We start from the raw sequence: 24,512 nt of genomic DNA, 5'->3' as shown, positions 1-24,512 counted from the left end.
GGTAAGAGGACTGCTGTCATGAGCCGTTTATTCTCCGGTCGTTCCGATATGCCTTTTGCGATGCTGTTGCTGGCGCCCAGCCTGCTTTTGTTGGGTGGCCTCGTGGCGTGGCCGATGCTGTCGAATATTGAAATCAGCTTTCTGCGTTTGCCGTTGAATCCGCGTATCGATGCCACATTTGTCGGGCTGGCGAATTATATCCGCATTCTTTCCGATCCTGATTTCTGGCATTCGCTGTGGATGACGGTGTGGTACACCGCGCTGGTGGTGGCGGGCAGTACGGTACTCGGTCTGGGGGTGGCGATGTTCTTTAATCGCGAGTTCCGGTTACGTAAAACGGCGCGCTCACTGGTGATCCTTTCTTATGTCACTCCGTCTATCTCGCTGGTCTTTGCCTGGAAGTACATGTTCAACAGCGGTTACGGCATCGTCAATTATCTGGGGGTGGATCTGCTGCATCTGTACGATCAGGCCCCTTTGTGGTTCGACAATCCCGGCAGCAGTTTCGTGCTGGTGGTGCTGTTCGCCATCTGGCGTTATTTCCCGTACGCCTTTATTTCGTTTCTGGCGATTTTGCAGACCATTGATAAATCGCTCTACGAAGCGGCGGAGATGGATGGCGCGAATGCCTGGCAGCGTTTTCGTATCGTCACGCTGCCCGCCATTATGCCGGTGCTGGCGACGGTGGTTACCCTGCGCACTATCTGGATGTTCTACATGTTCGCCGATGTTTATCTGCTGACGACAAAGGTCGACATTCTCGGGGTGTATCTCTACAAGACGGCGTTTGCTTTTAATGATTTAGGTAAAGCTGCAGCCATTTCCGTCGTGCTTTTTATCATTATTTTCGCCGTCATTTTATTGACCAGAAATAGGGTGAACCTCAATGGCAACAAATAAACGCAGACTCGGACGCGTGGGCTTTTATTGTGGTTTGATCGTTTTTTTGATCGTCACACTGTTTCCTTTTTTTGTGATGTTAATGACATCGTTCAAAAGCGCGAAAGAGGCGATTTCGTTGCATCCCACGTTGCTGCCGCAACAGTGGACGCTCGAACACTACATCGACATTTTTAATCCGCTGATTTTCCCGTTTATTGATTACTTCCGTAACAGTCTGCTGGTGTCCGTCGTGTCATCCGTGGTGGCGGTATTTCTGGGGACTCTCGGTGCCTACGCGCTGTCCCGCTTGCGTTTTAAGGGACGGATGACCATTAACGCCAGTTTTTACACCGTCTACATGTTCTCCGGCATTTTGCTGGTGGTGCCGCTGTTCAAAATCATCACCGCGCTGGGCATTTATGACACGGAAATGGCGTTGATTGTCACCATGGTGACCCAGACGTTGCCAACCGCGGTGTTCATGCTGAAAAGCTACTTCGACACCATTCCGGATGAGATTGAAGAAGCGGCGATGATGGATGGTCTCAATCGCCTGCAAATTATCTTTCGTATTACCGTGCCGCTGGCGATGTCCGGGCTGGTGTCGGTCTTTGTCTACTGCTTTATGGTGGCCTGGAACGACTATCTGTTTGCCTCCATTTTCCTCTCCAGCGCCAGCAACTTTACGTTACCGGTGGGTCTGAACACGTTGTTCAGTACGCCGGATTATATCTGGGGACGGATGATGGCGGCGTCGCTGGTGACGGCGTTACCGGTTGTCATTATGTATGCGCTTTCGGAACGTTTTATTAAGAGTGGTTTGACCGCAGGTGGCGTGAAGGGCTAACGCGGGCCGTTTAAACAAGGAGTGGTAAATGAAAAAGTTAGTCGCAACAGAACCGCGCGTCGCGGCGCTGGTGGAGTATGACGATCGCGCAGTCATGGCGAATGAGGTGAAGATCCGCGTGCGTTTTGGCGCCCCGAAACACGGTACGGAGGTGGTGGATTTCCGCGCTGCCAGCCCGTTTATCGATGAAGATTTTAACGCTGAATGGCAAATGTTCATGCCGCGCCCGAAAGATGCGCCGCGCGGTATCGAGTTTGGCAAGTTTCAGCTCGGCAATATGGTGGTCGGCGACGTTATCGAGTGCGGCAGCGACGTCACGGATTATGCCCCTGGTGATAGCGTCTGCGGTTATGCGCCTTTAGCCGAGACGGTCATTATCAACGGCGTCAATAACTACAAACTGCGCAAGATGCCGCAGGGCGCCAACTGGAAAAACGCGGTGTGCTACGACCCGGCGCAATTTGCAATGAGCGGGGTGCGGGATGCCAACGTACGGGTCGGCGATTTTGTCGTCATCGTTGGCCTGGGCGCGATTGGTCAGATAGCAGTCCAGTTAGCAAAAAAAGCCGGCGCGTCGGTGGTCATCGGCGTGGATCCTATTGCCCATCGTTGTGATATTGCCCGTCGACATGGGGCGGATTTCTGCCTGAATCCAATGGGTACTGATGTCGGTAAAGAGATCAAAACGCTGACCGGCAAACAGGGCGCGGATGTGATTATCGAAACCAGTGGTTATGCCGACGCGCTACAGTCTGCACTGCGCGGCCTGGCCTATGGCGGCACGATCGCCTACGTTGCCTTTGCCAAACCCTTTGCCGAAGGTTTTAACCTCGGGCGCGAAGCGCATTTCAATAACGCCAGAATTGTTTTCTCGCGTGCCTGCAGCGAACCGAACCCGGACTATCCGCGCTGGAGTCGCAAACGTATCGAAGAGACCTGCTGGGAACTGCTGATGAACGGGTATCTGAACTGTGAAGATCTCATCGACCCGGTGGTGACCTTTGCCAATAGTCCGGAAAGCTATATGCAGTATGTCGACAGACATCCGGAGCAGAGCATCAAAATGGGCGTCACATTTTAAGCGTAAGGGAAGACAATCAATGAAAATCGGCACACAGAATCAGGCTTTTTTCCCGGAAAATATTCTGGATAAATTCAAATATATTAAAGAGATGGGTTTTGACGGTTTTGAGATCGACGGCAAACTGTTGGTCAATCACCTTGAGGAAGTCAAGGCCGCCATTAAAGAAACGGGTCTGCCGGTCACGACCGCCTGTGGTGGCTATGACGGGTGGATCGGCGATTTCATCGAAGAGCGTCGTCTGAACGGCTTACAGCAGATTGAACGTATTCTTGAAGCTCTGGCGCAAGTTGGTGGGAAGGGGATCATTGTGCCAGCAGCATGGGGCATGTTTACCTTCCGTTTACCGCCAATGACCTCGCCGCGCAGTCTGGCAGGCGATCGTAAGGTGGTCAGCGACTCGCTGCGTTATCTCGACAAGGTCGCTGCGCGCACGGGCACCACGGTCTATCTCGAGCCACTTAACCGCTATCAGGATCATATGATCAACACACTGGCGGATGCGCGTCGCTACATCGAGGAAAACAACCTGAAGCACGTGCAGATCATCGGCGATTTCTACCACATGAATATCGAAGAAGACGATATGGCGAAGGCGCTGCATGAAAACCGCGATCTGCTGGGGCATGTGCATATCGCGGACAATCATCGCTATCAGCCGGGCACCGGCACCCTTGATTTTCACCGACTGTTTGAGCAGTTGCGCGAAGACAACTATCAGGGCTATGTGGTGTATGAAGGCCGGGTTCGGGCAGAGAATCTGCCGGAAGCCTACCGTCAGTCATTGGCCTGGCTGCGTACCTGCTAAGAGGTTGCCGTGAAAAGTGCAAAGACAGGCTCTCCGCTTCGCGTCGCTATTATTGGCGCCGGGCAAGTTGCGGATAACGTTCACGCGTCGTACTACTGCACCCGAGAGGATCTGCAACTGGTGGCTGTCTGTGACAGCTGCCTGTCTCAGGCGCAAACGCTGGCAGAAAAATACGGTGGGGCGCAGGTCTGGGACGACCCGCAGACGATGCTTCAGAAGGTGAAGCCCGATATCGTCAGTATCTGTTCACCCAATCGTTTTCACTATCAACACACGCTGCTGGCGCTGGACGCCGGCTGCCATGTGATGTGCGAAAAACCGCCTGCCATGACCCCGGATCAGGCGCTGGAGATGCGCAATACCGCACGTCGCAGGGGGAAAGTCCTGGCATATGATTTTCATCATCGGTTTGCGCTTGATACTCAGTTGCTGCGTGAACAGGTCATGGCTGGGGTTCTGGGTGAAATCTATGTGACCAATGCCAGGGCGCTGCGTCGCTGTGGCGTACCCGGATGGGGCGTTTTTACCAACAAAGCATTGCAGGGCGGTGGGCCGCTCATCGACCTTGGCATACACATGCTGGACGCCGCGATGTATGTGCTGGGATTCCCGCTGGTGAAACGCGTCTGGGCCCACGATTTTCAGAAAATTGGCACTCAGAAAAAATGCGGACAGTTTGGTGAGTGGGATCCGGCAACCTATACCGTTGAGGATTCGCTGTTTGGTACCGTCGAGTTTCAGAACGGGAGTATTCTGCGCCTTGAAACGTCCTTTGCGCTGAATATTCCCGAACAGTCGATCATGAATGTGAATTTTTTCGGGGACAAAGCGGGCGCAACGCTGTTCCCGGCGCAGGTCTACACCGACAAGGATGGCGAACTGGAGGTGTTATTGTCCCGCGAAAGTGCTGATGACCAGCGCCATTTTCGCAGCATGGAGGCTTTTGTGAATCATGTTCAGGGCAAGCCGGTCACTATCGCAGACGCTGAACAGGGATGGGTTATTCAGCAACTGGTGGCAGCGTTGTATCAGTCTGCAGAAACAGGGATGTGTGTTGAACTATGAGCAAGCCAGTTATGTTATCCGGGCCGGATTTTTGCCCGCACAGCCTGAATAAGTACGCCTCACTGATGGCGACAGGCAATGGTTATCTGGGGTGTCGCGCCAGTCACGAAGAGGCCTATACCCACCAGACACGCGGGATGTATCTTGCCGGTTTGTATCACCGGTCAGGGAAGGGGGAAATCAATGAAATCGTTAACCTTCCGGACGTTATTGGCGTCGACATTCTTCTCAATGGCGCGCTTTTTTCTTTGCTCAGCGGCACCCTGGAAAGCTGGCGGCGAGAGCTTGATTTCGCCAGCGGTGAACTCACGCGTTCGATTATCTGGCGCGCGCCGGACGGGGCTCGCTTCGCGATTGAGTGTCGCCGCTTTGCGTCCGCAGAACAACTGCCGCTACTGGCGATGTCGTTATCGATAACCCCACTTGGCAGTGATGCCACCGTAACGCTATCGACAGGTATTGACGCGACCGTCACCAACCACGGTCGCCAGCATCTGGATGAAACGCAGGTGCGGGTATTTGGTCAACATCTTCTGCAAGGGATTTACACCACTCAGGATGGCCAAAGTCATGTCGCTGTCTCCACACATTGCAGCGTTAATAGGGATGCGCAGACCTGCTTCACGGCAAAAGAACGGCAGCTGATGCAGCACACCCACGTTCAGGTGAAAGCCGGAGAATGCCTGACGCTGGAAAAACTGACGTGGGTGGACTGGACCGACGCGAGCGATGTTTCGCTGGAAACCTTGGGGCAGCAGGGGATCCACCACCTGAATGCGTGCGTCTCGCAGGGTTATGACGCGTTACTGGCGCAATCTGGCGCTAACTGGCACCGCTGGTGGCAGCACTGCCGGGTTGAGGTGGATAGCCTGAACGCAGACGATCAGCGTGCACTGGACTTTGCGCTGTATCATTTACGGATGATGACCCCTGCCCATGATGAGCGTTGCAGCATCGGCGCGAAGGGGATGACCGGTGAAGGTTACAAGGGGCACGTTTTCTGGGATACCGAAGTCTTCCTGTTACCTTTTCATCTGTTCACTTACCCCGATATTGCGCGGAATCTGTTGCGTTATCGCTGGCATAACCTGGCAGGCGCGCAGGAAAAAGCGCGTAAAAACGGCTGGCAGGGCGCGCTGTTTCCGTGGGAGAGCGCACGCAGCGGTGACGAAGAAACACCGGAATTTGCAGCGATAAACATTCGTACCGGGTTTCGTCAGAAGGTGGCTTCCGCGCTGGCGGAACACCATCTGGTGGCCGATATCGCCTGGGCCGTTGTGATGTACTGGAATGCCACGGGTGATGAGCACTTTATGTCCCGTGAAGGATTAACGTTGCTGCTTGAGACGGCGCGGTTCTGGATGAGTCGAACAACGGATGTGAAAGGGCGGCTCGAGATCCATGATGTCATTGGCCCGGATGAATATACCGAACACGTGAATAATAACGCTTTCACCAACTATATGGCGTATTACAACGTTGCGCAGGCGCTGCATTTTGCCCGGCGCTATGGCTGCGAAGACGCGGCGTTTATTCAACAGGCTGAGCATTTTTTACAGTCTCTCTGGCGACCCGAACTCCAGGAAGACGGCATTCTGCCACAGGATGATACGTTCCTCAGCAAACCGGCCATTGATCTGACGGCGTACAAAGCAAAGGCCGGGAAACAGACGATCCTGCTGGATTATTCGCGGGCGGAAGTCAACGAAATGCAAATCCTGAAACAGGCGGATGTGGTGATGCTGACCTACATGCTGCCGGAGTTGTTCACCGCGAAAGTGTGCCTGAGCAATCTGCAATTCTACGAAGCGCGCACGATTCATGACTCCTCTCTGAGTAAAGCGATTCACGGCATTGTGGCAGCACGCTGTGGCAACCCGGAACAGAGTTATCAGTTCTGGTATGAGGGGGCGCAGATCGATCTTGGCGACGATCCGCACAGTTGCGACGACGGTATCCATGCGGCGGCGACGGGGGCAATCTGGCTGGGCGTGATTCAGGGATTTGCGGGACTGAGTGTCCGTAACGGCGAACTGCACCTCGCTCCTGCGTTGCCAAAAGGGTGGAAAACGCTGACGTTTCCTCTGCACTGGCAGGGAAGTGAAATGCTGATTTCGCTTAGCCAACATCACGCCACGATCCGTAGTTCCCGGCCGGTGACCCTGTGGCTTAATACAAAGCCAATCGTTATTGATGGTGAATATACGACAGCGCTTTCTGGCTTCTTTTTCCCTGATAATGGGACCGCTACCACACCAGGAGGCTGTGAATGAAACCGCAGGCAATTGTGTTTGATCTGGATGGGGTGATTACCGATACGGCACATCTGCATTTTCTGGCCTGGCGGCAGGTGGCCGATGAGATGGGGATTGTGATTGATGAGGAGTTCAACGACAGCCTGAAAGGCATCAGTCGTGGTGAGTCACTGCTGCGTATTTTGCGTCATGGCGGCAAAGAAGGGGCATTCAGACTGTCGGAACGGGAACAGATATCCGCGCGTAAAAACGCGCTTTACGTTGACTCGTTGCGAAGGCTTACGCCGGAGTCAGTGTTGCCTGGGATTCGGGAACTGCTGGCGACGCTGCGTACGGAACAGATAAAAACAGGCCTGGCGTCAGTATCGCTGAATGCGCCTGCCATCTTACAGGCGTTGCAAATGACCTCGTTATTCGATTTTTGCGCCAATGCCGCACTGATCCAGCGTTCTAAACCGGATCCGGAGATTTTTTTGGCTGCGTGCAGCGGTCTGCACGTTAACCCGCAGGCCTGTATTGGCATAGAGGATGCGCAGGCGGGGATTGAAGCGATAAATGCCAGCGGAATGCGGTCGGTGGGGATTGGCTCCTCCTTAACTGGCGCAGATCTGCTGCTTCCGACAACGGAATTTCTGACGTGGCCGTGCTTATCGGCTTTCTGGCAACTCGACAAGTAAAGGAATCAACATGGCACAGCTTTCGTTGCAGCATATACACAAAATTTATGACAACCAGGTGCATGTGGTTAAAGACTTCAATCTGGAGATTGAAGATAAAGAGTTTATCGTTTTTGTCGGTCCGTCGGGCTGTGGAAAATCGACCACCCTGCGCATGATTGCGGGGCTGGAGGAGATCAGTGCCGGCGAACTGCTGATCGACGGTAAGCGGATGAATGACGTTCCCGCAAAGGCACGCAATATTGCAATGGTCTTCCAGAATTACGCGTTGTATCCGCACATGAATGTCTACGACAACATGGCATTCGGCCTGAAAATAAAGAAAATTGATGCCGGTATTATTGACGAACGCGTTAACTGGGCCGCACAGATCCTCGGTTTACGGGATTATCTCAAGCGTAAACCTGGCGCATTATCAGGCGGTCAACGCCAGCGTGTCGCTCTGGGGCGCGCCATTGTGCGCGAAGCCGGCGTGTTTTTAATGGATGAACCCCTCTCTAACCTGGATGCCAAACTTCGCGTTCAGATGCGTGCAGAGATCAGTAAACTGCACCAGAAGCTGAATACCACCATGATTTACGTCACGCACGACCAGACAGAAGCTATGACCATGGCGACGCGGATTGTGATCATGAAAGACGGGATCGTCCAGCAGGTTGGAGCGCCCAAAATGGTTTATAACCATCCCGCCAATATGTTTGTTGCAGGTTTTATCGGTTCTCCGGCAATGAATTTTATTCGTGGCGCGATTGACGGAAATAAATTTGTTACGGAAACCCTTAAATTAACCCTTCCGGAAGATAAATTACGGATATTAAATGCGAAGGGGTATGAACATAAAGCTGTCGTGCTCGGGATCCGCCCGGAGGATATTCACCCTGGGATACAAGAAGAGAATAGCGTGACAGCAAAAATAAGCGTAGCGGAACTGACCGGCGCAGAATTTATGTTGTACAGCACGATTGGGGGGCACGAGTTGGTGGTCCGTGCCGGGTCTGTTAATGACTATTATGCAGGAGAAAATATCACCATCCATTTTGATATGGCGAAATGCCATTTCTTTGACGTAGAGACGGAATTCGCTATTTAACAATAAGTATCTCCAGGGGCGCGGTCCCCTGGCTTTCGCGATATTTTTATTTATCTGTACTTTAACAAGGAATAAAAATGAAAACCTTACTGACCTCTACAGCGCTGCTGATATGCGCTGGGATGGCCTGCGCACAGGCCGCCGATAATAAAGACTGGCATTTTAATATTGGTGCCATGTACGAAATTGAAAACGTGGAAGGCTACGGCGAAGATATGGATGGACTTGCTGAACCGTCTGTCTATTTTAATGCCTCGAACGGTCCATGGAGAATATCCCTGGCCTATTATCAGGAAGGTCCGGTTGACTATAGTGCTGGCAAACGCGGTACCTGGTTCGATCGTCCGGAACTGGAAGTTCACTATCAGATGCTGGAAAGCGACGATTTCAGTTTTGGCTTGACGGGGGGCTTTCGTAACTACGGCTATCACTATGTGAATGAAGCAGGTAAAGACACCGCGAATATGCAGCGCTGGAAAGTGGCGCCGGACTGGGATGTGAAGCTCACGGACGATTTGCGCTTTAGCGGATGGCTGGCGATGTATCAGTTCGTCAATGATCTGAGTACCACCGGCTATTCAGACAGTCGTGTCGAAAGCGAAACGGGCCTGAATTATACCTTTAATGAAACGGTGGGACTGACGGTTAATTACTACCTTGAGCGCGGTTTCAACCTTGCTGAAAATCGTGATAATGGCGAGTTTTCTACTCAGGAAATTCGTGCCTATTTACCGATCTCGCTGGGTAATACGACGCTGACGCCTTATACCCGTATTGGTCTGGATCGTTGGTCAAACTGGGACTGGCGCGACGATCCGGAGCGTGAAGGTCATGACTTCAACCGTCTCGGATTACAGTATGCGTATGATTTCCAGAATGGTTTGTCGATGACGCTGGAATATGCCTATGAGTGGGAAGATCACGATGAAGGCGACAGTGACCGCTTCCATTATGCAGGAATAGGTGTTAATTACGCCTTTTAATCGCGCTGGCTGCCCGGAAACTTCGGGCAGCCACGAACTCAGGCCAGCGATGCGGTTAGCGAAATGCGGGTTTCGACGGTAATGGATTTGGCGTCAGTTTTCCCCGCTATATGCTTAAATAACAGATCGCAGCTTCGTTCGCCGAGTTCACGTGTCGGCACATCAATGCCACCGGGGGGCGGAGTGAGAATGAAAGAGAGCATTTCATTGCTGTAACCTACGATCGCCAACTGCTGTGGGATGGCGATATTCTTCTCTGATGCTGCGCGATATAAACTGAGGATCTTGATACTGTCGGTCGCAAAGACGGCGTCCGGTAAGGGGTGCTGGTTTAATAATTCTCTCGCCGCGTCCAGCGCACTTTCATGCGTGTAGCCACCATCAATAATCCAGTTTTTATTCTCTACCAGTTGATGCATCGCCAGGCTGTGCTTATAGCCATTTACGCGGTCAACAGAAACATGATAATCCAGCGGTGCATGCAGGCAGGCAATATTTTGATGACCACTTTTAATCAGGGCGTCCGTCAGGGCAATACTGTCCCGGTAATTATCGGTATCGACCGAGTAAACGTGCGTGTATTGACCTTCAACCTTACCGATGACCACAACCGGAATATCGTATTTATCCAGACGCGCGAAAAAGGTCTCATCCGCAGGAGAGCTGAGCATAATAATGCCTTTGATCATCTTCTGCTTAATCTTGCTCTCGCACTTTTGCAGATCGTCTTCAGTACTGCGCGAGGTTTGCAGGATCACGTCAAAGCCTTCTTCTTCTGCTTTCGCGGTAATGGCGTGCAGGACTTCCGAGAAGAAGGGATTACCGGCGGTTGTCTTCGTCGAGCGCGTTGAGATCACCATAATGGCGTCAAACCCGGATGTCGTGAGTGCTCGGGCCAGTTTATTGGGCTGATACTGCAGTTCATCAATGGCGCGCTGCACTTTTTCCAGCGCTTCCGGTGAGATATTCGTTTGCTTATTCAGTACGCGTGAGACCGTCGATTTCGACACACCCGCCACGCGAGCGATATCATAAATAGTGGGGGACATACTCCTGCAACTCCATCAGAGAGTTAATGCTCTACATCTTAGGGAGTTAGTCTGCCGTTGACAACCGCTGAGCGGCTTGCATAGTACGCGGCCAGCGGGGGGATTAATGTTATCCTGCGGAAAGCGTCGCAAATCGCGTTAAACAAGATTTTCAGCATAACCTTAATGCGCAGTCTTCGTTTGTCGGCCAGGCTTAATCCTTTTGCTTCATGAGGATCCCAGACGATGACACGTTTATTGATGTCCATTTTCTCCAGCCCGGAGTCGTTACTGCAGGTGATGAGTCATCAGGAGATCATTGAAGCGGTGGAGGATGGAGACCGAATTATTATTGACCAGGACGGAAACGCTTCGGTTAATTTTAAAAGCAAAGAGGTGCGCCAGGATTTTCTGCGTCATGTTAACGCGCTGAAGAGGGCGTAATATGGGAACCGCGATATTCATGGTGCTGATGGTGTGCGGTTACTGGTACACCAGTCGCGATCTCTCTACGCGATTTAAAATTAAGCGTTCATTTGGCTGGGATGTTTATTTTCTGGTTGCGCTTTATGGTTGTATCTTCGTTCTGCAGGGCGTCATTGCCACCGGATTATTATGGCTGCTGTTGCTCACATTTTCTTACGCCGATAATACCTTTCATCTGACTTCGCAGCGCTACGCCGACTGGCAAATTGATTTTATGAACTGGAGCTTTCTGGGTATCCAGGCACCGGTCGTGGTGATGCTGGCGTTTGCCATTTTATTTTGTCTCTATCGTTCGAACTGGGCTGGCAGCGCCAGGCTGGATGGGGAAGGCAGAATAAGGCTGTATAAGCGTCTCGCGCAATCGAGCGGTATTGAACAATTGCTTTACCAGTGCATGGAAGACGGTGAACTGGCGCACATTACGCTGAAATCGAGACGAATTTATATCGGCATGATCCATACGGCAACGCTGGAATATGAAAAGACAGCCAATATTGTGCTGATCCCGATGTTAAGCGGCTATCGTGACGGGAAGACCATGCGCCTGTGCATCGAGCATAATTACAGTAAGTGGTATGCCGAACATGATATTACGCTCGATTCAGAACCGCGCAGCGCCATGGCCTTCAGAAAGGTCATTATGCTGGATCAGATCGAGAGCATTTCGCTTTTCGACCCCGCCAGTGCCAGCGCGCTGGCGCAGCGGGCAGAGGCCCCCTGAATACCAAAAAGTGGGGGGTTAAACCTTCAACATGAGGGATTAATGACCTCACAGCAGACATGGCCGGCTGCACACAATGCGCAACATAAATACTTGCGTTGACCGTTCCCCCGTAACTGATCAGTGACAGCTGAATTCTGCTTAACGGTTCGCCGCCTCGTTGAGCAGAACCCCCGCGTCACTGTTCTCATTGCCATGAGCCTGGAACGCTGCGCGCATTATATCCATTACCTGCAGACTAACCCGCTTGAAAATCAACGGCCTGCCCCCACAATAAAGGGATGCGTTATACTTTTTTCTGGTCTTCAGGCATAACGGGATGGCGATGAAGAGACTCACCAATGAACTCAATGCGCTGGTTAATCGCGGTGTAGACAGACACCTGCGCCTCGCGGTCACCGGGCTGAGCCGGAGCGGAAAAACGGCTTTTATCACCGCGATGGTTAATCAGTTGTTGAATATCCACGCCGGGGCGCGGTTGCCGTTGCTCAGCGCAGTGCGCGAGGAGCGTCTGCTCGGGGTGAAACGCGTACCCCAGCGAGATTTTGGCATTCCTCGCTTTACCTACGATGAAGGGCTGGCCCAACTGTATGGCGATCCGCCGACGTGGCCGACGCCCACCCGTGGGGTCAGCGAAATTCGCCTGGCGCTGCGCTATAAATCCAATGATTCCCTGTTGCGTCACTTCAAAGAGACGTCGACGCTGTATCTGGAAATTGTCGATTATCCCGGCGAATGGCTGCTCGACCTGCCGATGCTGGCGCAAGATTATCTGAGCTGGTCGCGGCAGATGACCGGGTTGCTCACCGGGCAGCGGGCGGAATGGTCGGCGAAATGGCGACAGTTGACACAAGGGCTGGATCCGCTGGCCACCGCTGATGAAAACCGCCTGGCCGATATCGCGGCGGCGTGGACGGAATACCTGCATCAGTGCAAACAGCAGGGACTTCACTTTATCCAGCCGGGCCGGTTTGTCCTGCCTGGCGATATGGCGGGCGCACCAGCGTTGCAATTTTTCCCCTGGCCGGATGTGGACGCGTGGGGCGAATCAAAACTGGCGCAGGCGGATAAGCACACCAACGCCGGGATGCTGCGTGAGCGCTTTAACTACTACTGTGAAAAAGTAGTGAAGGGGTTTTATAAGAACCATTTTCTGCGCTTCGATCGTCAGATTGTGCTGGTGGATTGCCTGCAGCCGCTCAACAGCGGGCCGCAGGCGTTCAACGACATGCGTCTTGCCTTAACCCAACTGATGCAAAGTTTCCATTATGGCCAGCGTACGCTGTTCCGTCGGCTGTTCTCGCCGGTGATCGACAAACTGCTGTTTGCCGCCACCAAAGCGGATCACGTGACGATCGATCAGCACGCCAATATGGTGTCGCTGCTGCAACAGTTGATTCAGGATGCCTGGCAGAACGCCGCGTTTGAAGGGATCAGCATGGATTGTCTGGGGCTGGCCTCCGTCCAGGCCACCACCAGCGGGTTGATTGAAGTGAACGGTGAGAAGATCCCGGCGCTGCGCGGGAACCGCTTAAGCGATGGCTCGCCGCTGACGGTCTACCCCGGTGAAGTGCCGGCACGACTGCCTGGACAGGCGTTCTGGGACAGGCAGGGCTTTCAGTTTGAAGCGTTTCGACCGCAAAAAATGGACGTCGATAAGCCGCTGCCGCACATTCGTCTGGATGCCGCGCTGGAGTTTTTAATAGGAGATAAATTGCGATGAGCGAACCGATAAAACCGCGGATTGATTTCGCCGGTCCGCTTGAAGTTGAGCAGAGCCCGGCCTTTAAAGCGCAACAAACGTTTAGCGAGACGCAGGCTCAGTCCTTTGCGCCCGCCACCGTGGATGAACCGTTGGAGGAAGAAGGGCAGGCCGAAGCGGTCATTGACGCGGCGCTGCGCCCGAAACGCAGTCTGTGGCGCAAGATGGTGATGGGCGGCCTGGCGCTCTTTAGTGTAAGCGTGGTTGGGCAGGGCGTACAGTGGACGATGAATGCCTGGCAAACCCAGGACTGGGTTGCGCTCGGCGGATGCGCCGCCGGGGCGCTGATTATCGGCGCGGGCGTCGGGTCGGTGGCAACCGAATGGCGGCGTCTGTGGCGTTTACGCCAGCGCGCGCACGAGCGCGATGAAGCGCGTGACCTCCTGCACAGTCACGGAGCCGGCAAAGGGCGGGCCTTCTGCGAGAAACTGGCCCAGCAGGCTGGTATCGACCAGTCACATCCGGCGTTACAGCGCTGGTATGCGTCGATCCACGAAACGCAAAACGATCGCGAAGTGGTCAGTCTCTACGCCCATCTGGTGCAACCGGTGCTGGATGCCCAGGCGCGGAGAGAAATCAGCCGTTCGGCGGCGGAGTCGACGCTGATGATCGCAGTCAGCCCGCTGGCGCTGGTGGATATGGCGTTTATTGCCTGGCGTAATCTGCGACTGATTAACCGCATCGCCACGCTATACGGTATTGAACTGGGTTATTACAGCCGTCTGCGTCTGTTCCGATTGGTGCTGCTGAATATCGCCTTTGCCGGGGCCAGCGAGCTGGTGCGGGAAGTGGGGATGGACTGGATGTCGCAGGATCTTGCGGCGCGCCTGTCGACCCGTGCCGCGCAGGGGATCGGCGCGGGGTTGTTGACCGCACGACTGGGGATCAAAGCGATGGAACTTTGCCGCCCGTTGCCGTGGATGGAAGATGACAAACCGCGTCTGGGCGATTTCCGCCGTCAGTTGATCGGGCAGCTCAAAGAAACGTTGCAGAAAAACAGCTCCCCGAAAGAAAAGTAATGTGTGGCAGGCGTTGACCGCGTAACTTTACGCCGAAACGCCTGTTTTTCCGTCAGGCTGTCAATATTTGTTGACACAAACCTTCCGGCTTCCCCATTCCTGGCTTATCATCTTACCTATAGCTCATTATTCAGGTGAAGGTTCCCCATGCGTCTGGAAGTCTTTTGTGAAGACCGACTTGGTCTGACACGCGAATTACTCGATTTACTGGTGCTACGTAGCATCGATTTGCGCGGTATCGAGATTGACCCCATCGGGCGGATCTACCTTAACTTTGCAGAACTGGAGTTCACTAACTTCAGCAGCCTGATGGCGGAAATTCGCCGCATTGCGGGAGTTACCGACGTACGTACCGTGCCGTGGATGCCGTCAGAGCGTGAACATCTGGCGCTTAGCGCGCTGCTTGAGGCGCTGCCTGAGCCTGTTCTGTCGCTGGATCTGAAAAGTAAGATTGAGATGGCGAATCCGGCGAGCTGCCAGCTTTTCGCCCTTAATACCGAACGGATGCGCCATCACACCGCAGCACAACTGATTAACGGTTTTAACTTCCAGCGCTGGCTGGAAGGCAATCCGCAAACCTCCCATAACGAACATGTGGTGATTAACGGGCAGAATTTCCTGATGGAAATCACGCCGGTCTATCTGCAAGGGGAAACCGACGAAACCATGCTCACCGGCGCGGTGGTGATGTTGCGTTCAACCATCCGCATGGGGCGCCAGTTGCAGAATCTGGCGACTCAGGATGTCAGCGCTTTTAGCCAGATCATCGCCGTCAGCGGCAAAATGAAACACGTGGTTGAACAGGCGCGCAAACTGGCGATGCTAAGTGCGCCGCTGCTGATTACGGGGGATACGGGCACCGGTAAAGATCTGTTTGCGCATGCCTGTCATCAGGCCAGCCCGCGTGCGGGTAAACCGTATCTGGCGCTCAACTGCGCTTCAATCCCTGAAGATGCAGTGGAAAGCGAACTGTTCGGTCATGCGCCGGAAGGCAAAAAAGGCTTCTTTGAGCAGGCAAACGGCGGTTCTGTGCTGCTGGATGAAATTGGCGAAATGTCACCGCGCATGCAGACCAAGCTGCTAAGGTTCCTTAATGACGGTACGTTCCGCCGGGTGGGGGAAGATCATGAGGTGCATGTTGATGTGCGTGTGATCTGCGCAACGCAAAAGAATCTCGTCGAACTGGTGCAGAAAGGACTGTTTCGCGAAGATCTTTATTATCGCCTTAACGTGCTGACGCTGAATCTGCCGCCGCTGCGCGATTGTCCGCAGGACATCATGCCGCTGACCGAACTGTTTGTGGCGCGTTTCGCCGATGAACAGGGCGTGCCGCGCCCCAAACTGGCGGCCGATCTCAGTACCGTGTTGACCCGCTACGGCTGGCCGGGCAACGTACGCCAGTTGAAAAACGCGGTTTACCGGGCGCTGACGCAGCTTGAAGGCTACGAGCTGCGGCCGCAGGATATTTTGCTGCCGGATTACGATGCAACGACGGTTGCCGTGGGCGAAGATGCAATGGAAGGCTCGCTGGATGATATCACCAGCCGTTTTGAGCGCTCGGTGTTAACCCAGCTTTATCGCAGTTATCCCAGTACCCGCAAGCTGGCGAAACGTCTGGGGGTTTCCCATACCGCGATTGCCAATAAGCTGCGCGAATACGGCCTTAATCAGAAGAAAGGCGAAGAATAAGAAAAGCCTCCAGAATGGAGGCTTTTTTGTACGACGGGATGACTTACGCTTTCAGCACTTCCAGCGCGGCGGCATAGTCCGGCTCGTTGGTGATTTCATTCACCAGTTGGCTGAAGATGACATTATCATTTTCATCCAGAACCACCACCGCACGAGCGGCCAGACCCTTCAGCGGGCCGTCAGTGATTTCCACACCGTAGTTTTTCAGGAAATCAGCGTTACGCAGCGTGGAGAGCGTGATAACGTTGCTCAGACCTTCTGCGCCACAGAAGCGGGACTGGGCAAACGGCAGATCGGCAGAGACACACAGTACGACAGTGTTGTCGATTTCGGTGGCCAGTTGATTAAACTTACGTACCGATGCCGCGCAAACGCCGGTATCGATGCTCGGGAAAATGTTCAGCACTTTGCGTTTGCCTGCAAACTGGCTCAGTGCGACGTCAGACAGATCTTTTGCCACGAGGGTAAAAGGCTGCGCTTTGCTACCCGCTTGAGGAATGGAGTTGGCGACTGCAACCGGGTTGCCCTGGAAATGAACGGTTTGTGACATGGTTATCTTCCTGTTTACATATAGTTAACGTCACGGCTAGTTTATGCCAACAGCCGATAACACGGCAAACGCTATTTCGCGCTAGCGCACAAACCACCACGTCATGGTTTAAGGAGAATAAATGCGATCTGTAAAGGTATATGAGGAAGCCTGGCCGTTACATACCCCTTTTGTGATTGCCCGTGGCAGCCGCAGTGAGGCGCGTGTCGTGGTGGTTGAACTGGAAGAAGAGGGGGTAAAAGGAATCGGTGAGTGCACGCCCTATCCACGCTACGGGGAAAGCGATGCATCCGTGATGGCGCAGATCCTGAGTATTGCCCCGCAACTGGAAAAAGGGCTGACCCGGGAAGCATTACAGAAATTGCTCCCTGCAGGCGCGGCACGTAACGCGGTTGACTGCGCGTTGTGGGATCTGCAGGCCCGCCGCCAGCAGCAAACGCTGGCAGAAATCACCGGTGTGACGTTATCCGCAACGATAACAACTGCGCAGACTGTCGTTATCGGTACGCCGGAGCAAATGGCGGCCAGTGCGGCGGCACTGTGGGAAGCGGGCGCAACCTTGCTGAAGGTAAAACTCGACGACCGGTTGATTAGCGAACGCATGGTGGCGATTCGCTCGGCGGTACCGGAGGCGACCCTGATTGTCGATGCTAACGAATCATGGCGGGCGGAAGGGCTGGCGGCGCGTTGTCAATTGCTGGCCGATCTCGGCGTGGCGATGCTGGAACAACCGCTTCCGGCGCAGGATGACGCGGCGCTGGAAAATTTCATCCATCCGTTGCCTGTCTGCGCCGATGAGAGTTGTCATACCCGTAGCAGCCTGAATGCTCTGCAAGGGCGCTATGAAATGGTCAACATTAAGCTGGATAAAACCGGTGGGCTGACCGAGGCGCTGGCGCTGGCTAGCGATGCCCGGGAGAAGGGGTTTGCATTGATGCTGGGCTGCATGCTTTGCACGTCACGGGCGATTACTGCTGCATTGCCCCTGACGCCGCAGGTTAGCTTTGCCGATCTTGATGGTCCCACCTGGCTGGCTGTCGATGTGGAACCCGCGCTGCACTTTACGACCGGACAACTTCATCTTTAGGATGCCAGCGCAGTAGCGTGGACATCGCCTGCAGATATTTCTCGCTGGCCTCATCGGATGAGACTGGCGGGAATTCCGCAGTGATGCAGTGTAATTCCAGATCCGCACACCAACTGCCGAAAGAGCCCGGTGTTTCGTAACCTACGCTGGTCACCAGCGGCAAATCGAACGCCTGCGCCAGCCATTCACCAAGCTCGCTGCTTTTCGGATCTTCAATACAGGCCAGCGGGTCATGAAAGGAGACCACCCACGCGGGGTGAATGCGATGAATGAGCTGACATAACGCCTGAGTTTCCGGTTCCGATCCCGGATGATCTCCCGTCAACAACACCACATCACGGGCTTCTGCTGCGCTGTTCCAGCGATAAACCGTCTCTCCGGCTTTCCAGTTTGCGGAGGGAAAATTGCGGTTGAGATCGACACCGTTAGCATTGGCACGCAAGCCCAACTGACAGCCGTCCGGGTTTACCGCGAGGATCACATGATGACGACGAAGCGACGGGGTCAGCGTGCGCAGTGCGCACGAGAGCGTGACCACAGACGCGTTTTCGTCGCCATGCGTTCCCGCGATAATCAAACCGCTGTCGCGACTGGCTGCGGTTGCCGGAAACCAGATCAATGGCGCCCCCAACAGTGAACGTCCATAATGTTCGGTTCCTGGCGGAAAGGCGCCACGTTGTGCGCGAGGGCGGGTAACGGTCATAAGCGTCTCTGAATTCAGCGATTATTACTCGCAGTGTTGTGCAAATCAGGCCGATAATCAAATCGTTTTCGCACGCGCAGATTTTTAGTCGTAATATCAATTTTCTACCGGAAGTTATTTGCATTTCCATAAGGCGAAACAAATAATTACGCCATCATTGATAAGCCGGATTGAGGGAACACTATGAAGCACTCTGTTTCAGTCACCTGTTGTGCGCTGTTGGTTAGCAGCATTTCTCTGTCATATGCTGCGGATGTTCCCAGCAAAACGGTACTGGCAGAGAAGCAGGAATTGGTTCGCCATATAAAAGATGAACCTGCGACGCTGGATCCGGCAAAAGCAGTCGGTCTGCCGGAAATTCAGGTCATTCGCGATCTGTTCGAAGGGCTGGTGAATCAGAACGAGAAAGGCGAAATTGTGCCAGGCGTCGCCACGCATTGGAAAAGTAACGACAACCGGATCTGGACGTTTACGTTGCGGGATAACGCGCGCTGGTCAGATGGCACGCCGGTGACTGCCCAGGATTTTGTCTATAGCTGGCAGCGTCTGGTGGATCCGACAACACTGTCACCTTTTGCCTGGTTTGCTGCGCTGGCAGGGATCAACAATGCCCAGGCGATCATTGATGGTAAAGCAACGCCCGATAAACTTGGCGTGACCGCTGTTGATGCCCGAACTCTGAGAGTGCAACTGGATAAACCGCTGCCGTGGTTTGCCAACCTCACCGCCAGCTTTGCGTTTTATCCGGTGCAAAAAAACAACGTGGAAAGCGGTAAAGACTGGACCCGGCCAGGCAATCTGGTGGGTAATGGTGCCTATGTGTTGCAGGATCGCGTGGTGAATGAAAAGCTGGTGGTGGTGCCGAACACCCATTACTGGGATAACGGGAAAACGGTATTACAGAAAGTCACCTTCCTGCCCATCAATCAGGAATCATCCGCCACAAAACGCTATCTGGCAGGGGATATCGACATCACCGAATCATTCCCGAAAAATATGTACCAGAAGTTGTTGAAGGATATTCCGGGGCAGGTTTATACGCCCCCCCAACTGGGTACTTATTACTACGCGTTTAACACGCAAAAAGGCCCAACGGCGGATTCCCGCGTGCGCCTGGCGCTGAGCATGACCATCGATCGTCGAATTATGGCGGAGAAAGTGTTGGGGACTGGCGAAAAACCGGCCTGGCATTTTACCCCTGACGTCACTGCCGGCTTTACGCCTGAGCCATCGCCTTTTGAGCAGATGAGTCAGGAAGAGCTGAATGCTCAGGCGAAAACTTTATTGCGTGCGGCGGGATATGGTCCACAGAAGCCACTTAAGCTGACGCTGCTGTACAACACCTCTGAAAATCACCAGAAGATCGCCATCGCGGTCGCTTCGATGTGGAAGAAAAACTTAGGGGTGGATGTGAAGCTGCAAAACCAGGAGTGGAAAACCTACATCGACAGCCGCAACACCGGGAACTTCGATGTGATCCGTGCTTCCTGGGTAGGGGATTACAATGAACCTTCTACTTTCCTGTCGCTGTTGACTTCGACGCACTCCGGCAATATTTCCCGCTTTAACAACCCGGCGTATGACAAGGTCATCACCCAGGCGACGATGGAAAATACCGATAAAGCACGTAATGCAGATTACAACGCAGCGGAAAAAATCCTCATGGAGCAGGCGCCGATCGCGCCAATTTATCAGTATACCAACGGACGCTTAATCAAACCGTGGCTGAAAGGGTATCCGATCATGAACCCGGAAGACGTGGCGTACAGCCGGACCATGTACATCATCAAGCACTAACACCCGTCAGCGGGCGCGGAAACGCGCCTGCCGATCACACCGTATAAATGCGGATATCATGCTCGCGAAACGCTTCGCAATACGCCTTGCTGATGTTCGCCTCAACCACCATGACGTCAATCTCACTGCTTCGGGCGACAACATAACGCGCCACTGCCGGGATTTTATCTGCTGTCAGCGCCACAATGGTTTCATTACACTGTCGGATCACTGCACGTTTGAATTCACAGTCGGCATAATCAAATCCGGTCAGGCCGGATTCCGGTGCCATCGCGCAACCGCCGATAAACCCCTGATCAAATAACATCTTCTGAACCTGCGCAATTGCCGCTGCGCCAACGCAACCGCCGGAAGAGCGCTGCAGCTGACCGCCGAGCATGATGACGTCGTACAGCGGTTTTTTCAGCAGTACGGCGGCGATTTCCGGTGAGTTGGTGACTACAGTCAGAGAGAGTTCAGCCGGGAGAGCCTCCGCCATCGCCAGATTGGTCGTGCCGGTATCGATAAAAATACAACTGCCGGATGTGACCAGTCGTGCACATTTTTGCGCGATATTGCTCTTTTGATCGGGTTTCGTCGTTTTGCGAACCGAATAGTCTCCCGCTTCCGTCAGCATCATCACCGCGCCACCATACACTTTCTTGCAAATTCCTGCCTTACTCAGTTCGTGAAGATCGCGGCGAATGGTGTGTTCCGACACGTTCAGCCGGGCGGCGAGGTCACTGCATACCACACGGCCACTCTCCTGCAGGATCTGTCGAATCAGGGCTTGTCGTTGTTCGGGGAAAGCTGCATAATCGAGCATAATAAATCCTGAATTACCAATCATCGAGCAATAAAAGGCATAATCGGGCAAAGCGACCGGCGCTGTCAACATTCTGACGGGTTGAGACGAGGTGAAACATGAAAATCGCACATATGGCGTTGTGGACCACGGAACTGGAGGCGCAGGCGCGTTTCTGGTCAGATTTTTTTGGCGGGACGCTTAATGAGAAATACATCAGCAAGAACAACCCCGGATTTGAGTCTTATTTTGTGCGCATTGGTGATGATATTGCGATTGAACTGATGACGAAACCAGCACTGCGAGCCTTGCGCCCGGATAACCAGACAACCGGGTGGGTGCATCTGGCGATCGCGGTCGGCAGCGCCGAAAAGGTGGACGTTCTGGCGCAAAGAGCGCAGGAGCAGGGGATTCTGGTTTCAGCGCCCCGTACAACCGGCGATGGCTATTATGAAGCGGTCATTCAGGATCCGGACGGGAATCTGATAGAAATCGTTGAATAAGCGAAATAGCAAAATTTCCGGGGGCATGACCCGCCTCAGCGCCATGCCGTCTGAGGCGGGGATAATCAGTCAGTTAGCCTGAGAGGGATTATTGAGATAAAGTGTCTGGCTAGGGAAAGCGAAATCCGCGCCATGGCTTTGCACGATATCAATAATGTTAAGATAAACCTGTTGCTGAACCGCTAACCATTCTTCCCAGACCGTTGTCCGGGTAAAGCAATAAACCATAATATTCAGTGAAGAATCCCCAAACCCGTTGAAATAAACCAGCAGCGTTTGTTGTTGATCGATATCGCTATGGTTTTGTAGCATCTGCCGGATGGCATCGACAATGACGCCAATTTTACCGGCATCTTCATAGCGTAGTCCGACAACCGTGTTGATTCGACGGTTGCTCATCCGGCCTGGATTCTCCACGCTAATTGAAGAAAACACGGAATTAGGAACATATAATGGGCGATGATCGAAAGTCGTTATCCGGGTCATCCGCCAGCCAATTTCCGCCACGGTACCTTCAATATTACGATCCGGAGAACGTACCCAGTCACCAATGCTGAAGGGACGGTCGAAATAGAGCATGATTCCTGAAAAGAAATTACTCAAAATATCTTTCCCGGCCATGCCCACAGCGATACCGCCGATCCCGCCAAAAGTCAGTAAACCGGATAAACTCATGCCGAAATGTTCGCCATAGAGCAGAATAATCACCACAATCAGGGTGATCTTTATGATTCTCGACAAAATTCGGGCGCTGGTGACGTCTCGCCCTTTTCTGATTTGCGATTTTTCAAACTGATTAATCACCAGAAACAGTTTTATGGTCAGAATCAGGGCGATTAATGACGTGCAGACAAAGTCGATAATACTGGATGAAAGTGCATTAATTTTATAATGCACAATAACGGTGTTGGCGATGCTCCCTAACGTACTGATAATCAGCGCATAAATAAGAAACTGAACCGAATGGAAGATAAACCCTTTCTTGCGTTTATGCGTATGACGGAAGAAAAAATTCATCAGGATTAAGCTAAAGACGCTACTCAAAATAACCGTCAGATTGAAGATATTTTTTATGAACAGCTCTGCAAACATATTTATCCCCGGCTTTCCGCTGCCGCTGACATGCCTAAATAATCATTAACTGAGTAAGGATACTCAGGATAAACATTCAAGTCATCAATGAAAAGGAACAATAAATAGCGCTTTCAGCGTTTCGGCGCTAAGAAGGCTTCAATGTAACAGAGTTGTCAGGGGGGATTGATGCAGACTTTTTCATGTTGTCATGGTATTGTTGCGTCAAAGTAACAAAGGGTTGGGTAACAGAAGGACACTAGGATGATGGAAAAGCTAAAGACGGCAAAGGGCAAAAAGTTTCTGCTCTGTCTGCTGGGGGTGTTCATCATTGCGGCATCGGTTGTCACGCGCGCTACAATCGGCGGTGTGATTGAGCAGTATGATATACCGCTTTCTGACTGGACGACGTCAATGTATATCATTCAGTCATCAATGATTTTCGTCTATAGCCTGGTCTTTACCGTACTGCTGGCCATCCCGTTGGGGATTTATTTCCTCGGCGGTGAGGACAAGCACTAAAACTAAAGGCCCAAATAATTGGGCCTTTAGTTTTTTCACAACGCGTTAGTCGTCTTCCTCGTCGTCGAGTTCAACGGGCGTCTGGTACTGGTCGGGTTTGATGACCAGCAGGTCACACCGCAGGTGATCGATAACCTGTTCCGCCGTATTGCCCAGGAAGGCAGCGGAAATTCCCGTGCGGCCCACTGTACCCAGAACCACTATCCCCGCCTGCAGATGTTCTGCCAGATCCGGGATGACTTCTTCCGGTAAGCCTTTCTCAACGTGCGTGACTTTCTCGTCGATACTGAATTTTTGTCGCAGCGCTTTCATTGCCAGCAGATGCTGACCGCGAATCGCATCGTTATAAACACTCGGGTCGAATTCTGGCAGTTCAATGGCGATATTGATAGGCGTGACGGGGTAGGCTCCGACCAGATGCACCTCAGTATGGTTGACCTGTTCGGCGAGTTGCAGCGTCTCTTTCACCAGCTTTTCATTAAGCGCATTGTGGTAGGGCTCTTCACTGGCGAGGTTTACCGCCACCAGCGCTTTGCCGCCTTCCGGCCAGGGCTGGTCTTTCACCATCCACACCGGGCTTGGGCATTTACGCAGCAGATGCCAGTCGGTCGGGGTGAAGATCACTGCTTCCAGTCGGTCATGCTGGTGCGCCATTTTCAGCACCAGATCGTGTCCGGCTCCGATCACTTCCTGAATAATGGCTTCAAAAGGACGATTGTGCCAGACCACTTTAATTTCAACAGGAACGCCTGCTTCAATGTAGTATTTTGCTTGTTCGCGTATCCACGCCGTCCGCTGACTAATGACACCCTGACGCATTGCGGTACGCTCATCGGGCGACAGCAGGGTGGTCATCTCGTAGGAAAAGTCATAGATCGGCAAAAAGGCTTTAATTTTGCCACCAATCCGTTGATGCAAATAAACCGCACGCCGTAACGCAGGTTGATCGTCCTGATTCGGATCGATAACCACCAGCATGTTTTGATACATAGCCATACAGGGTCTCCTTACAACTGACATCGCAGTTTGTAACTAAAAGAGTAACCCAAGAATGTGAATTGAAACAGGGAAGAACCTTCTGTCAGATCAATAAATCAGGAAA

24 protein-coding genes are annotated in these 24,512 nt (G+C 53.0%); 18 read left to right on the top strand and 6 right to left on the bottom strand.

Annotated features, from left to right (window positions below):
- Nucleotides 1-18 precede the first annotated feature (18 nt).
- The 9 genes from QNN88_RS01000 to QNN88_RS00960 all read left to right on the top strand — a co-directional run bounded on the left by QNN88_RS01000 (nt 19) and on the right by QNN88_RS00960 (nt 9,688).
- Nucleotides 19-900, top strand: a complete 882-nt coding sequence (locus QNN88_RS01000) for a carbohydrate ABC transporter permease (RefSeq protein WP_414238595.1) — start codon at nt 19-21, stop codon at nt 898-900.
- Nucleotides 887-1,729, top strand: a complete 843-nt coding sequence (locus QNN88_RS00995; RefSeq protein ID WP_414238594.1) for a carbohydrate ABC transporter permease — start codon at nt 887-889, stop codon at nt 1,727-1,729. Before QNN88_RS01000 ends, QNN88_RS00995 begins: the two co-directional genes overlap by 14 nt.
- 28 nt (nt 1,730-1,757) lie before the next feature.
- Complete coding sequence (locus QNN88_RS00990; protein ID WP_414238593.1) at nt 1,758-2,810, top strand: zinc-dependent alcohol dehydrogenase; 1,053 nt, start codon at nt 1,758-1,760, stop codon at nt 2,808-2,810.
- 19 nt (nt 2,811-2,829) lie between these two features.
- Nucleotides 2,830-3,618 carry a sugar phosphate isomerase/epimerase family protein gene (locus tag QNN88_RS00985; protein ID WP_414238592.1) on the top strand — a complete coding sequence of 263 codons (789 nt, stop codon included), beginning with the start codon at nt 2,830-2,832 and terminating at the stop codon, nt 3,616-3,618.
- Nucleotides 3,619-3,627: 9 nt separating this feature from the next.
- The gene (locus tag QNN88_RS00980; RefSeq protein WP_414238591.1) at nt 3,628-4,683 is read left to right on the top strand and encodes a Gfo/Idh/MocA family protein; all 1,056 of its coding nucleotides are present in this window, start codon (nt 3,628-3,630) and stop codon (nt 4,681-4,683) included.
- Entirely contained in the window at nt 4,680-6,956 is a 2,277-nt protein-coding gene (locus QNN88_RS00975; protein ID WP_414238590.1) for a glycoside hydrolase family 65 protein, read from the top strand. The genes QNN88_RS00980 and QNN88_RS00975 overlap by 4 nt, the downstream gene beginning before the upstream one ends.
- Nucleotides 6,953-7,615: a beta-phosphoglucomutase gene (pgmB, locus tag QNN88_RS00970; protein ID WP_414238589.1), complete on the top strand. Its 663-nt coding sequence runs from the start codon at nt 6,953-6,955 to the stop codon at nt 7,613-7,615. Before QNN88_RS00975 ends, pgmB begins: the two co-directional genes overlap by 4 nt.
- Nucleotides 7,616-7,625: 10 nt before the next feature.
- Entirely contained in the window at nt 7,626-8,705 is a 1,080-nt protein-coding gene (locus QNN88_RS00965; RefSeq protein WP_414238588.1) for an ABC transporter ATP-binding protein, read from the top strand.
- A gap of 77 nt (nt 8,706-8,782) precedes the next feature.
- Nucleotides 8,783-9,688, top strand: coding sequence for an OmpG family monomeric porin (locus QNN88_RS00960; RefSeq protein ID WP_414238587.1), 906 nt, complete (start codon nt 8,783-8,785; stop codon nt 9,686-9,688).
- Between the two features lie 38 nt (nt 9,689-9,726).
- Here QNN88_RS00960 and QNN88_RS00955 read toward each other — a convergent pair whose 3' ends face one another.
- A complete protein-coding gene (locus tag QNN88_RS00955; RefSeq protein WP_414238586.1) occupies nt 9,727-10,737 on the bottom strand; it encodes a LacI family DNA-binding transcriptional regulator in 1,011 nt (336 codons plus the stop codon).
- A gap of 225 nt (nt 10,738-10,962) precedes the next feature.
- On the opposite strand from QNN88_RS00955, the gene QNN88_RS00950 reads away from it, so the two are divergent.
- From QNN88_RS00950 to tyrR, 5 genes are all read left to right on the top strand, one after another.
- Nucleotides 10,963-11,160: a hypothetical protein gene (locus QNN88_RS00950; protein ID WP_414238585.1), complete on the top strand. Its 198-nt coding sequence runs from the start codon at nt 10,963-10,965 to the stop codon at nt 11,158-11,160.
- 1 nt (nt 11,161) lies between these two features.
- Nucleotides 11,162-11,923, top strand: a complete 762-nt coding sequence (locus QNN88_RS00945) for a hypothetical protein (RefSeq protein WP_414238584.1) — start codon at nt 11,162-11,164, stop codon at nt 11,921-11,923.
- 325 nt (nt 11,924-12,248) lie between these two features.
- Nucleotides 12,249-13,646, top strand: coding sequence for a YcjX family protein (locus QNN88_RS00940; protein WP_414238583.1), 1,398 nt, complete (start codon nt 12,249-12,251; stop codon nt 13,644-13,646).
- Complete coding sequence (locus QNN88_RS00935) at nt 13,643-14,704, top strand: TIGR01620 family protein (protein WP_414238582.1); 1,062 nt, start codon at nt 13,643-13,645, stop codon at nt 14,702-14,704. Before QNN88_RS00940 ends, QNN88_RS00935 begins: the two co-directional genes overlap by 4 nt.
- 147 nt (nt 14,705-14,851) lie before the next feature.
- Nucleotides 14,852-16,393 (top strand): transcriptional regulator TyrR, encoded by a 1,542-nt coding sequence (gene tyrR / locus QNN88_RS00930; protein ID WP_414238581.1) that lies wholly within the window; start codon nt 14,852-14,854, stop codon nt 16,391-16,393.
- A 43-nt stretch (nt 16,394-16,436) separates the two neighbouring features.
- Here the strand turns inward: tyrR and tpx are convergent, their stop codons facing one another.
- Nucleotides 16,437-16,943, bottom strand: coding sequence for a thiol peroxidase (gene tpx / locus QNN88_RS00925; protein ID WP_414238580.1), 507 nt, complete (start codon nt 16,941-16,943; stop codon nt 16,437-16,439).
- Nucleotides 16,944-17,064: 121 nt separating this feature from the next.
- Here tpx and ycjG point away from each other — a divergent pair, with 121 nt between their 5' ends.
- Entirely contained in the window at nt 17,065-18,030 is a 966-nt protein-coding gene (ycjG, locus tag QNN88_RS00920) for an L-Ala-D/L-Glu epimerase (protein ID WP_414238579.1), read from the top strand.
- Here the strand turns inward: ycjG and mpaA are convergent.
- Nucleotides 18,005-18,733 carry a murein tripeptide amidase MpaA gene (gene mpaA, locus QNN88_RS00915; protein WP_414238578.1) on the bottom strand — a complete coding sequence of 243 codons (729 nt, stop codon included), beginning with the start codon at nt 18,731-18,733 and terminating at the stop codon, nt 18,005-18,007. The two genes, ycjG and mpaA, sit on opposite strands and share 26 nt — an antisense overlap.
- Before the next feature lie 183 nt (nt 18,734-18,916).
- Between mpaA and QNN88_RS00910 the strand changes: the two genes are divergently transcribed.
- A complete protein-coding gene (locus QNN88_RS00910) occupies nt 18,917-20,530 on the top strand; it encodes a peptide ABC transporter substrate-binding protein (RefSeq protein ID WP_414238577.1) in 1,614 nt (537 codons plus the stop codon).
- Between the two features lie 34 nt (nt 20,531-20,564).
- Here the strand turns inward: QNN88_RS00910 and QNN88_RS00905 are convergent, their stop codons facing one another.
- Nucleotides 20,565-21,335 carry a DeoR/GlpR family DNA-binding transcription regulator gene (locus QNN88_RS00905; RefSeq protein ID WP_414238576.1) on the bottom strand — a complete coding sequence of 257 codons (771 nt, stop codon included), beginning with the start codon at nt 21,333-21,335 and terminating at the stop codon, nt 20,565-20,567.
- A gap of 98 nt (nt 21,336-21,433) precedes the next feature.
- On the opposite strand from QNN88_RS00905, the gene QNN88_RS00900 reads away from it, so the two are divergent.
- Entirely contained in the window at nt 21,434-21,817 is a 384-nt protein-coding gene (locus tag QNN88_RS00900; RefSeq protein ID WP_414238575.1) for a VOC family protein, read from the top strand.
- A 69-nt stretch (nt 21,818-21,886) separates the two neighbouring features.
- Here QNN88_RS00900 and QNN88_RS00895 read toward each other — a convergent pair whose 3' ends face one another.
- On the bottom strand, nt 21,887-22,909 hold the full coding sequence (locus QNN88_RS00895; RefSeq protein WP_414238574.1) for a mechanosensitive ion channel family protein: 1,023 nt from the start codon (nt 22,907-22,909) through the stop codon (nt 21,887-21,889).
- Between the two features lie 243 nt (nt 22,910-23,152).
- On the opposite strand from QNN88_RS00895, the gene QNN88_RS00890 reads away from it, so the two are divergent.
- Nucleotides 23,153-23,410 carry a DUF2534 family protein gene (locus QNN88_RS00890; RefSeq protein WP_414238573.1) on the top strand — a complete coding sequence of 86 codons (258 nt, stop codon included), beginning with the start codon at nt 23,153-23,155 and terminating at the stop codon, nt 23,408-23,410.
- A gap of 45 nt (nt 23,411-23,455) precedes the next feature.
- Here the strand turns inward: QNN88_RS00890 and uspE are convergent, their stop codons facing one another.
- Nucleotides 23,456-24,406, bottom strand: a complete 951-nt coding sequence (uspE, locus tag QNN88_RS00885; protein ID WP_206163497.1) for a universal stress protein UspE — start codon at nt 24,404-24,406, stop codon at nt 23,456-23,458.
- Between the last annotated feature and the right edge of the window lie 106 nt (nt 24,407-24,512).

The organism is Citrobacter sp. ANG330, from assembly GCF_047467925.1.
GTDB lineage: Bacteria > Pseudomonadota > Gammaproteobacteria > Enterobacterales > Enterobacteriaceae > Citrobacter_A > Citrobacter_A amalonaticus_G.
This window is presented reverse-complemented; position numbering and strand designations above follow the sequence as displayed.

Bases quoted from the DNA above. Each gene is read 5' to 3' on its own strand.
- QNN88_RS01000 (WP_414238595.1), top strand. From the start codon at position 19: ATGAGCCGTTTATTCTCCGGTCGTTCCGATATGCCTTTTGCGATGCTG.
- QNN88_RS00995 (WP_414238594.1), top strand. From the start codon at position 887: ATGGCAACAAATAAACGCAGACTCGGACGCGTGGGCTTTTATTGTGGT.
- QNN88_RS00990 (WP_414238593.1), top strand. From the start codon at position 1,758: ATGAAAAAGTTAGTCGCAACAGAACCGCGCGTCGCGGCGCTGGTGGAG.
- QNN88_RS00985 (WP_414238592.1), top strand. From the start codon at position 2,830: ATGAAAATCGGCACACAGAATCAGGCTTTTTTCCCGGAAAATATTCTG.
- QNN88_RS00975 (WP_414238590.1), top strand. From the start codon at position 4,680: ATGAGCAAGCCAGTTATGTTATCCGGGCCGGATTTTTGCCCGCACAGC.
- pgmB (WP_414238589.1), top strand. From the start codon at position 6,953: ATGAAACCGCAGGCAATTGTGTTTGATCTGGATGGGGTGATTACCGAT.
- QNN88_RS00965 (WP_414238588.1), top strand. From the start codon at position 7,626: ATGGCACAGCTTTCGTTGCAGCATATACACAAAATTTATGACAACCAG.
- QNN88_RS00960 (WP_414238587.1), top strand. From the start codon at position 8,783: ATGAAAACCTTACTGACCTCTACAGCGCTGCTGATATGCGCTGGGATG.
- QNN88_RS00955 (WP_414238586.1), bottom strand. From the start codon at position 10,737: ATGTCCCCCACTATTTATGATATCGCTCGCGTGGCGGGTGTGTCGAAA.
- QNN88_RS00950 (WP_414238585.1), top strand. From the start codon at position 10,963: ATGACACGTTTATTGATGTCCATTTTCTCCAGCCCGGAGTCGTTACTG.
- QNN88_RS00945 (WP_414238584.1), top strand. From the start codon at position 11,162: ATGGGAACCGCGATATTCATGGTGCTGATGGTGTGCGGTTACTGGTAC.
- QNN88_RS00940 (WP_414238583.1), top strand. From the start codon at position 12,249: ATGAAGAGACTCACCAATGAACTCAATGCGCTGGTTAATCGCGGTGTA.
- QNN88_RS00935 (WP_414238582.1), top strand. From the start codon at position 13,643: ATGAGCGAACCGATAAAACCGCGGATTGATTTCGCCGGTCCGCTTGAA.
- tyrR (WP_414238581.1), top strand. From the start codon at position 14,852: ATGCGTCTGGAAGTCTTTTGTGAAGACCGACTTGGTCTGACACGCGAA.
- tpx (WP_414238580.1), bottom strand. From the start codon at position 16,943: ATGTCACAAACCGTTCATTTCCAGGGCAACCCGGTTGCAGTCGCCAAC.
- ycjG (WP_414238579.1), top strand. From the start codon at position 17,065: ATGCGATCTGTAAAGGTATATGAGGAAGCCTGGCCGTTACATACCCCT.
- mpaA (WP_414238578.1), bottom strand. From the start codon at position 18,733: ATGACCGTTACCCGCCCTCGCGCACAACGTGGCGCCTTTCCGCCAGGA.
- QNN88_RS00910 (WP_414238577.1), top strand. From the start codon at position 18,917: ATGAAGCACTCTGTTTCAGTCACCTGTTGTGCGCTGTTGGTTAGCAGC.
- QNN88_RS00905 (WP_414238576.1), bottom strand. From the start codon at position 21,335: ATGCTCGATTATGCAGCTTTCCCCGAACAACGACAAGCCCTGATTCGA.
- QNN88_RS00900 (WP_414238575.1), top strand. From the start codon at position 21,434: ATGAAAATCGCACATATGGCGTTGTGGACCACGGAACTGGAGGCGCAG.
- QNN88_RS00895 (WP_414238574.1), bottom strand. From the start codon at position 22,909: ATGTTTGCAGAGCTGTTCATAAAAAATATCTTCAATCTGACGGTTATT.
- QNN88_RS00890 (WP_414238573.1), top strand. From the start codon at position 23,153: ATGATGGAAAAGCTAAAGACGGCAAAGGGCAAAAAGTTTCTGCTCTGT.
- uspE (WP_206163497.1), bottom strand. From the start codon at position 24,406: ATGGCTATGTATCAAAACATGCTGGTGGTTATCGATCCGAATCAGGAC.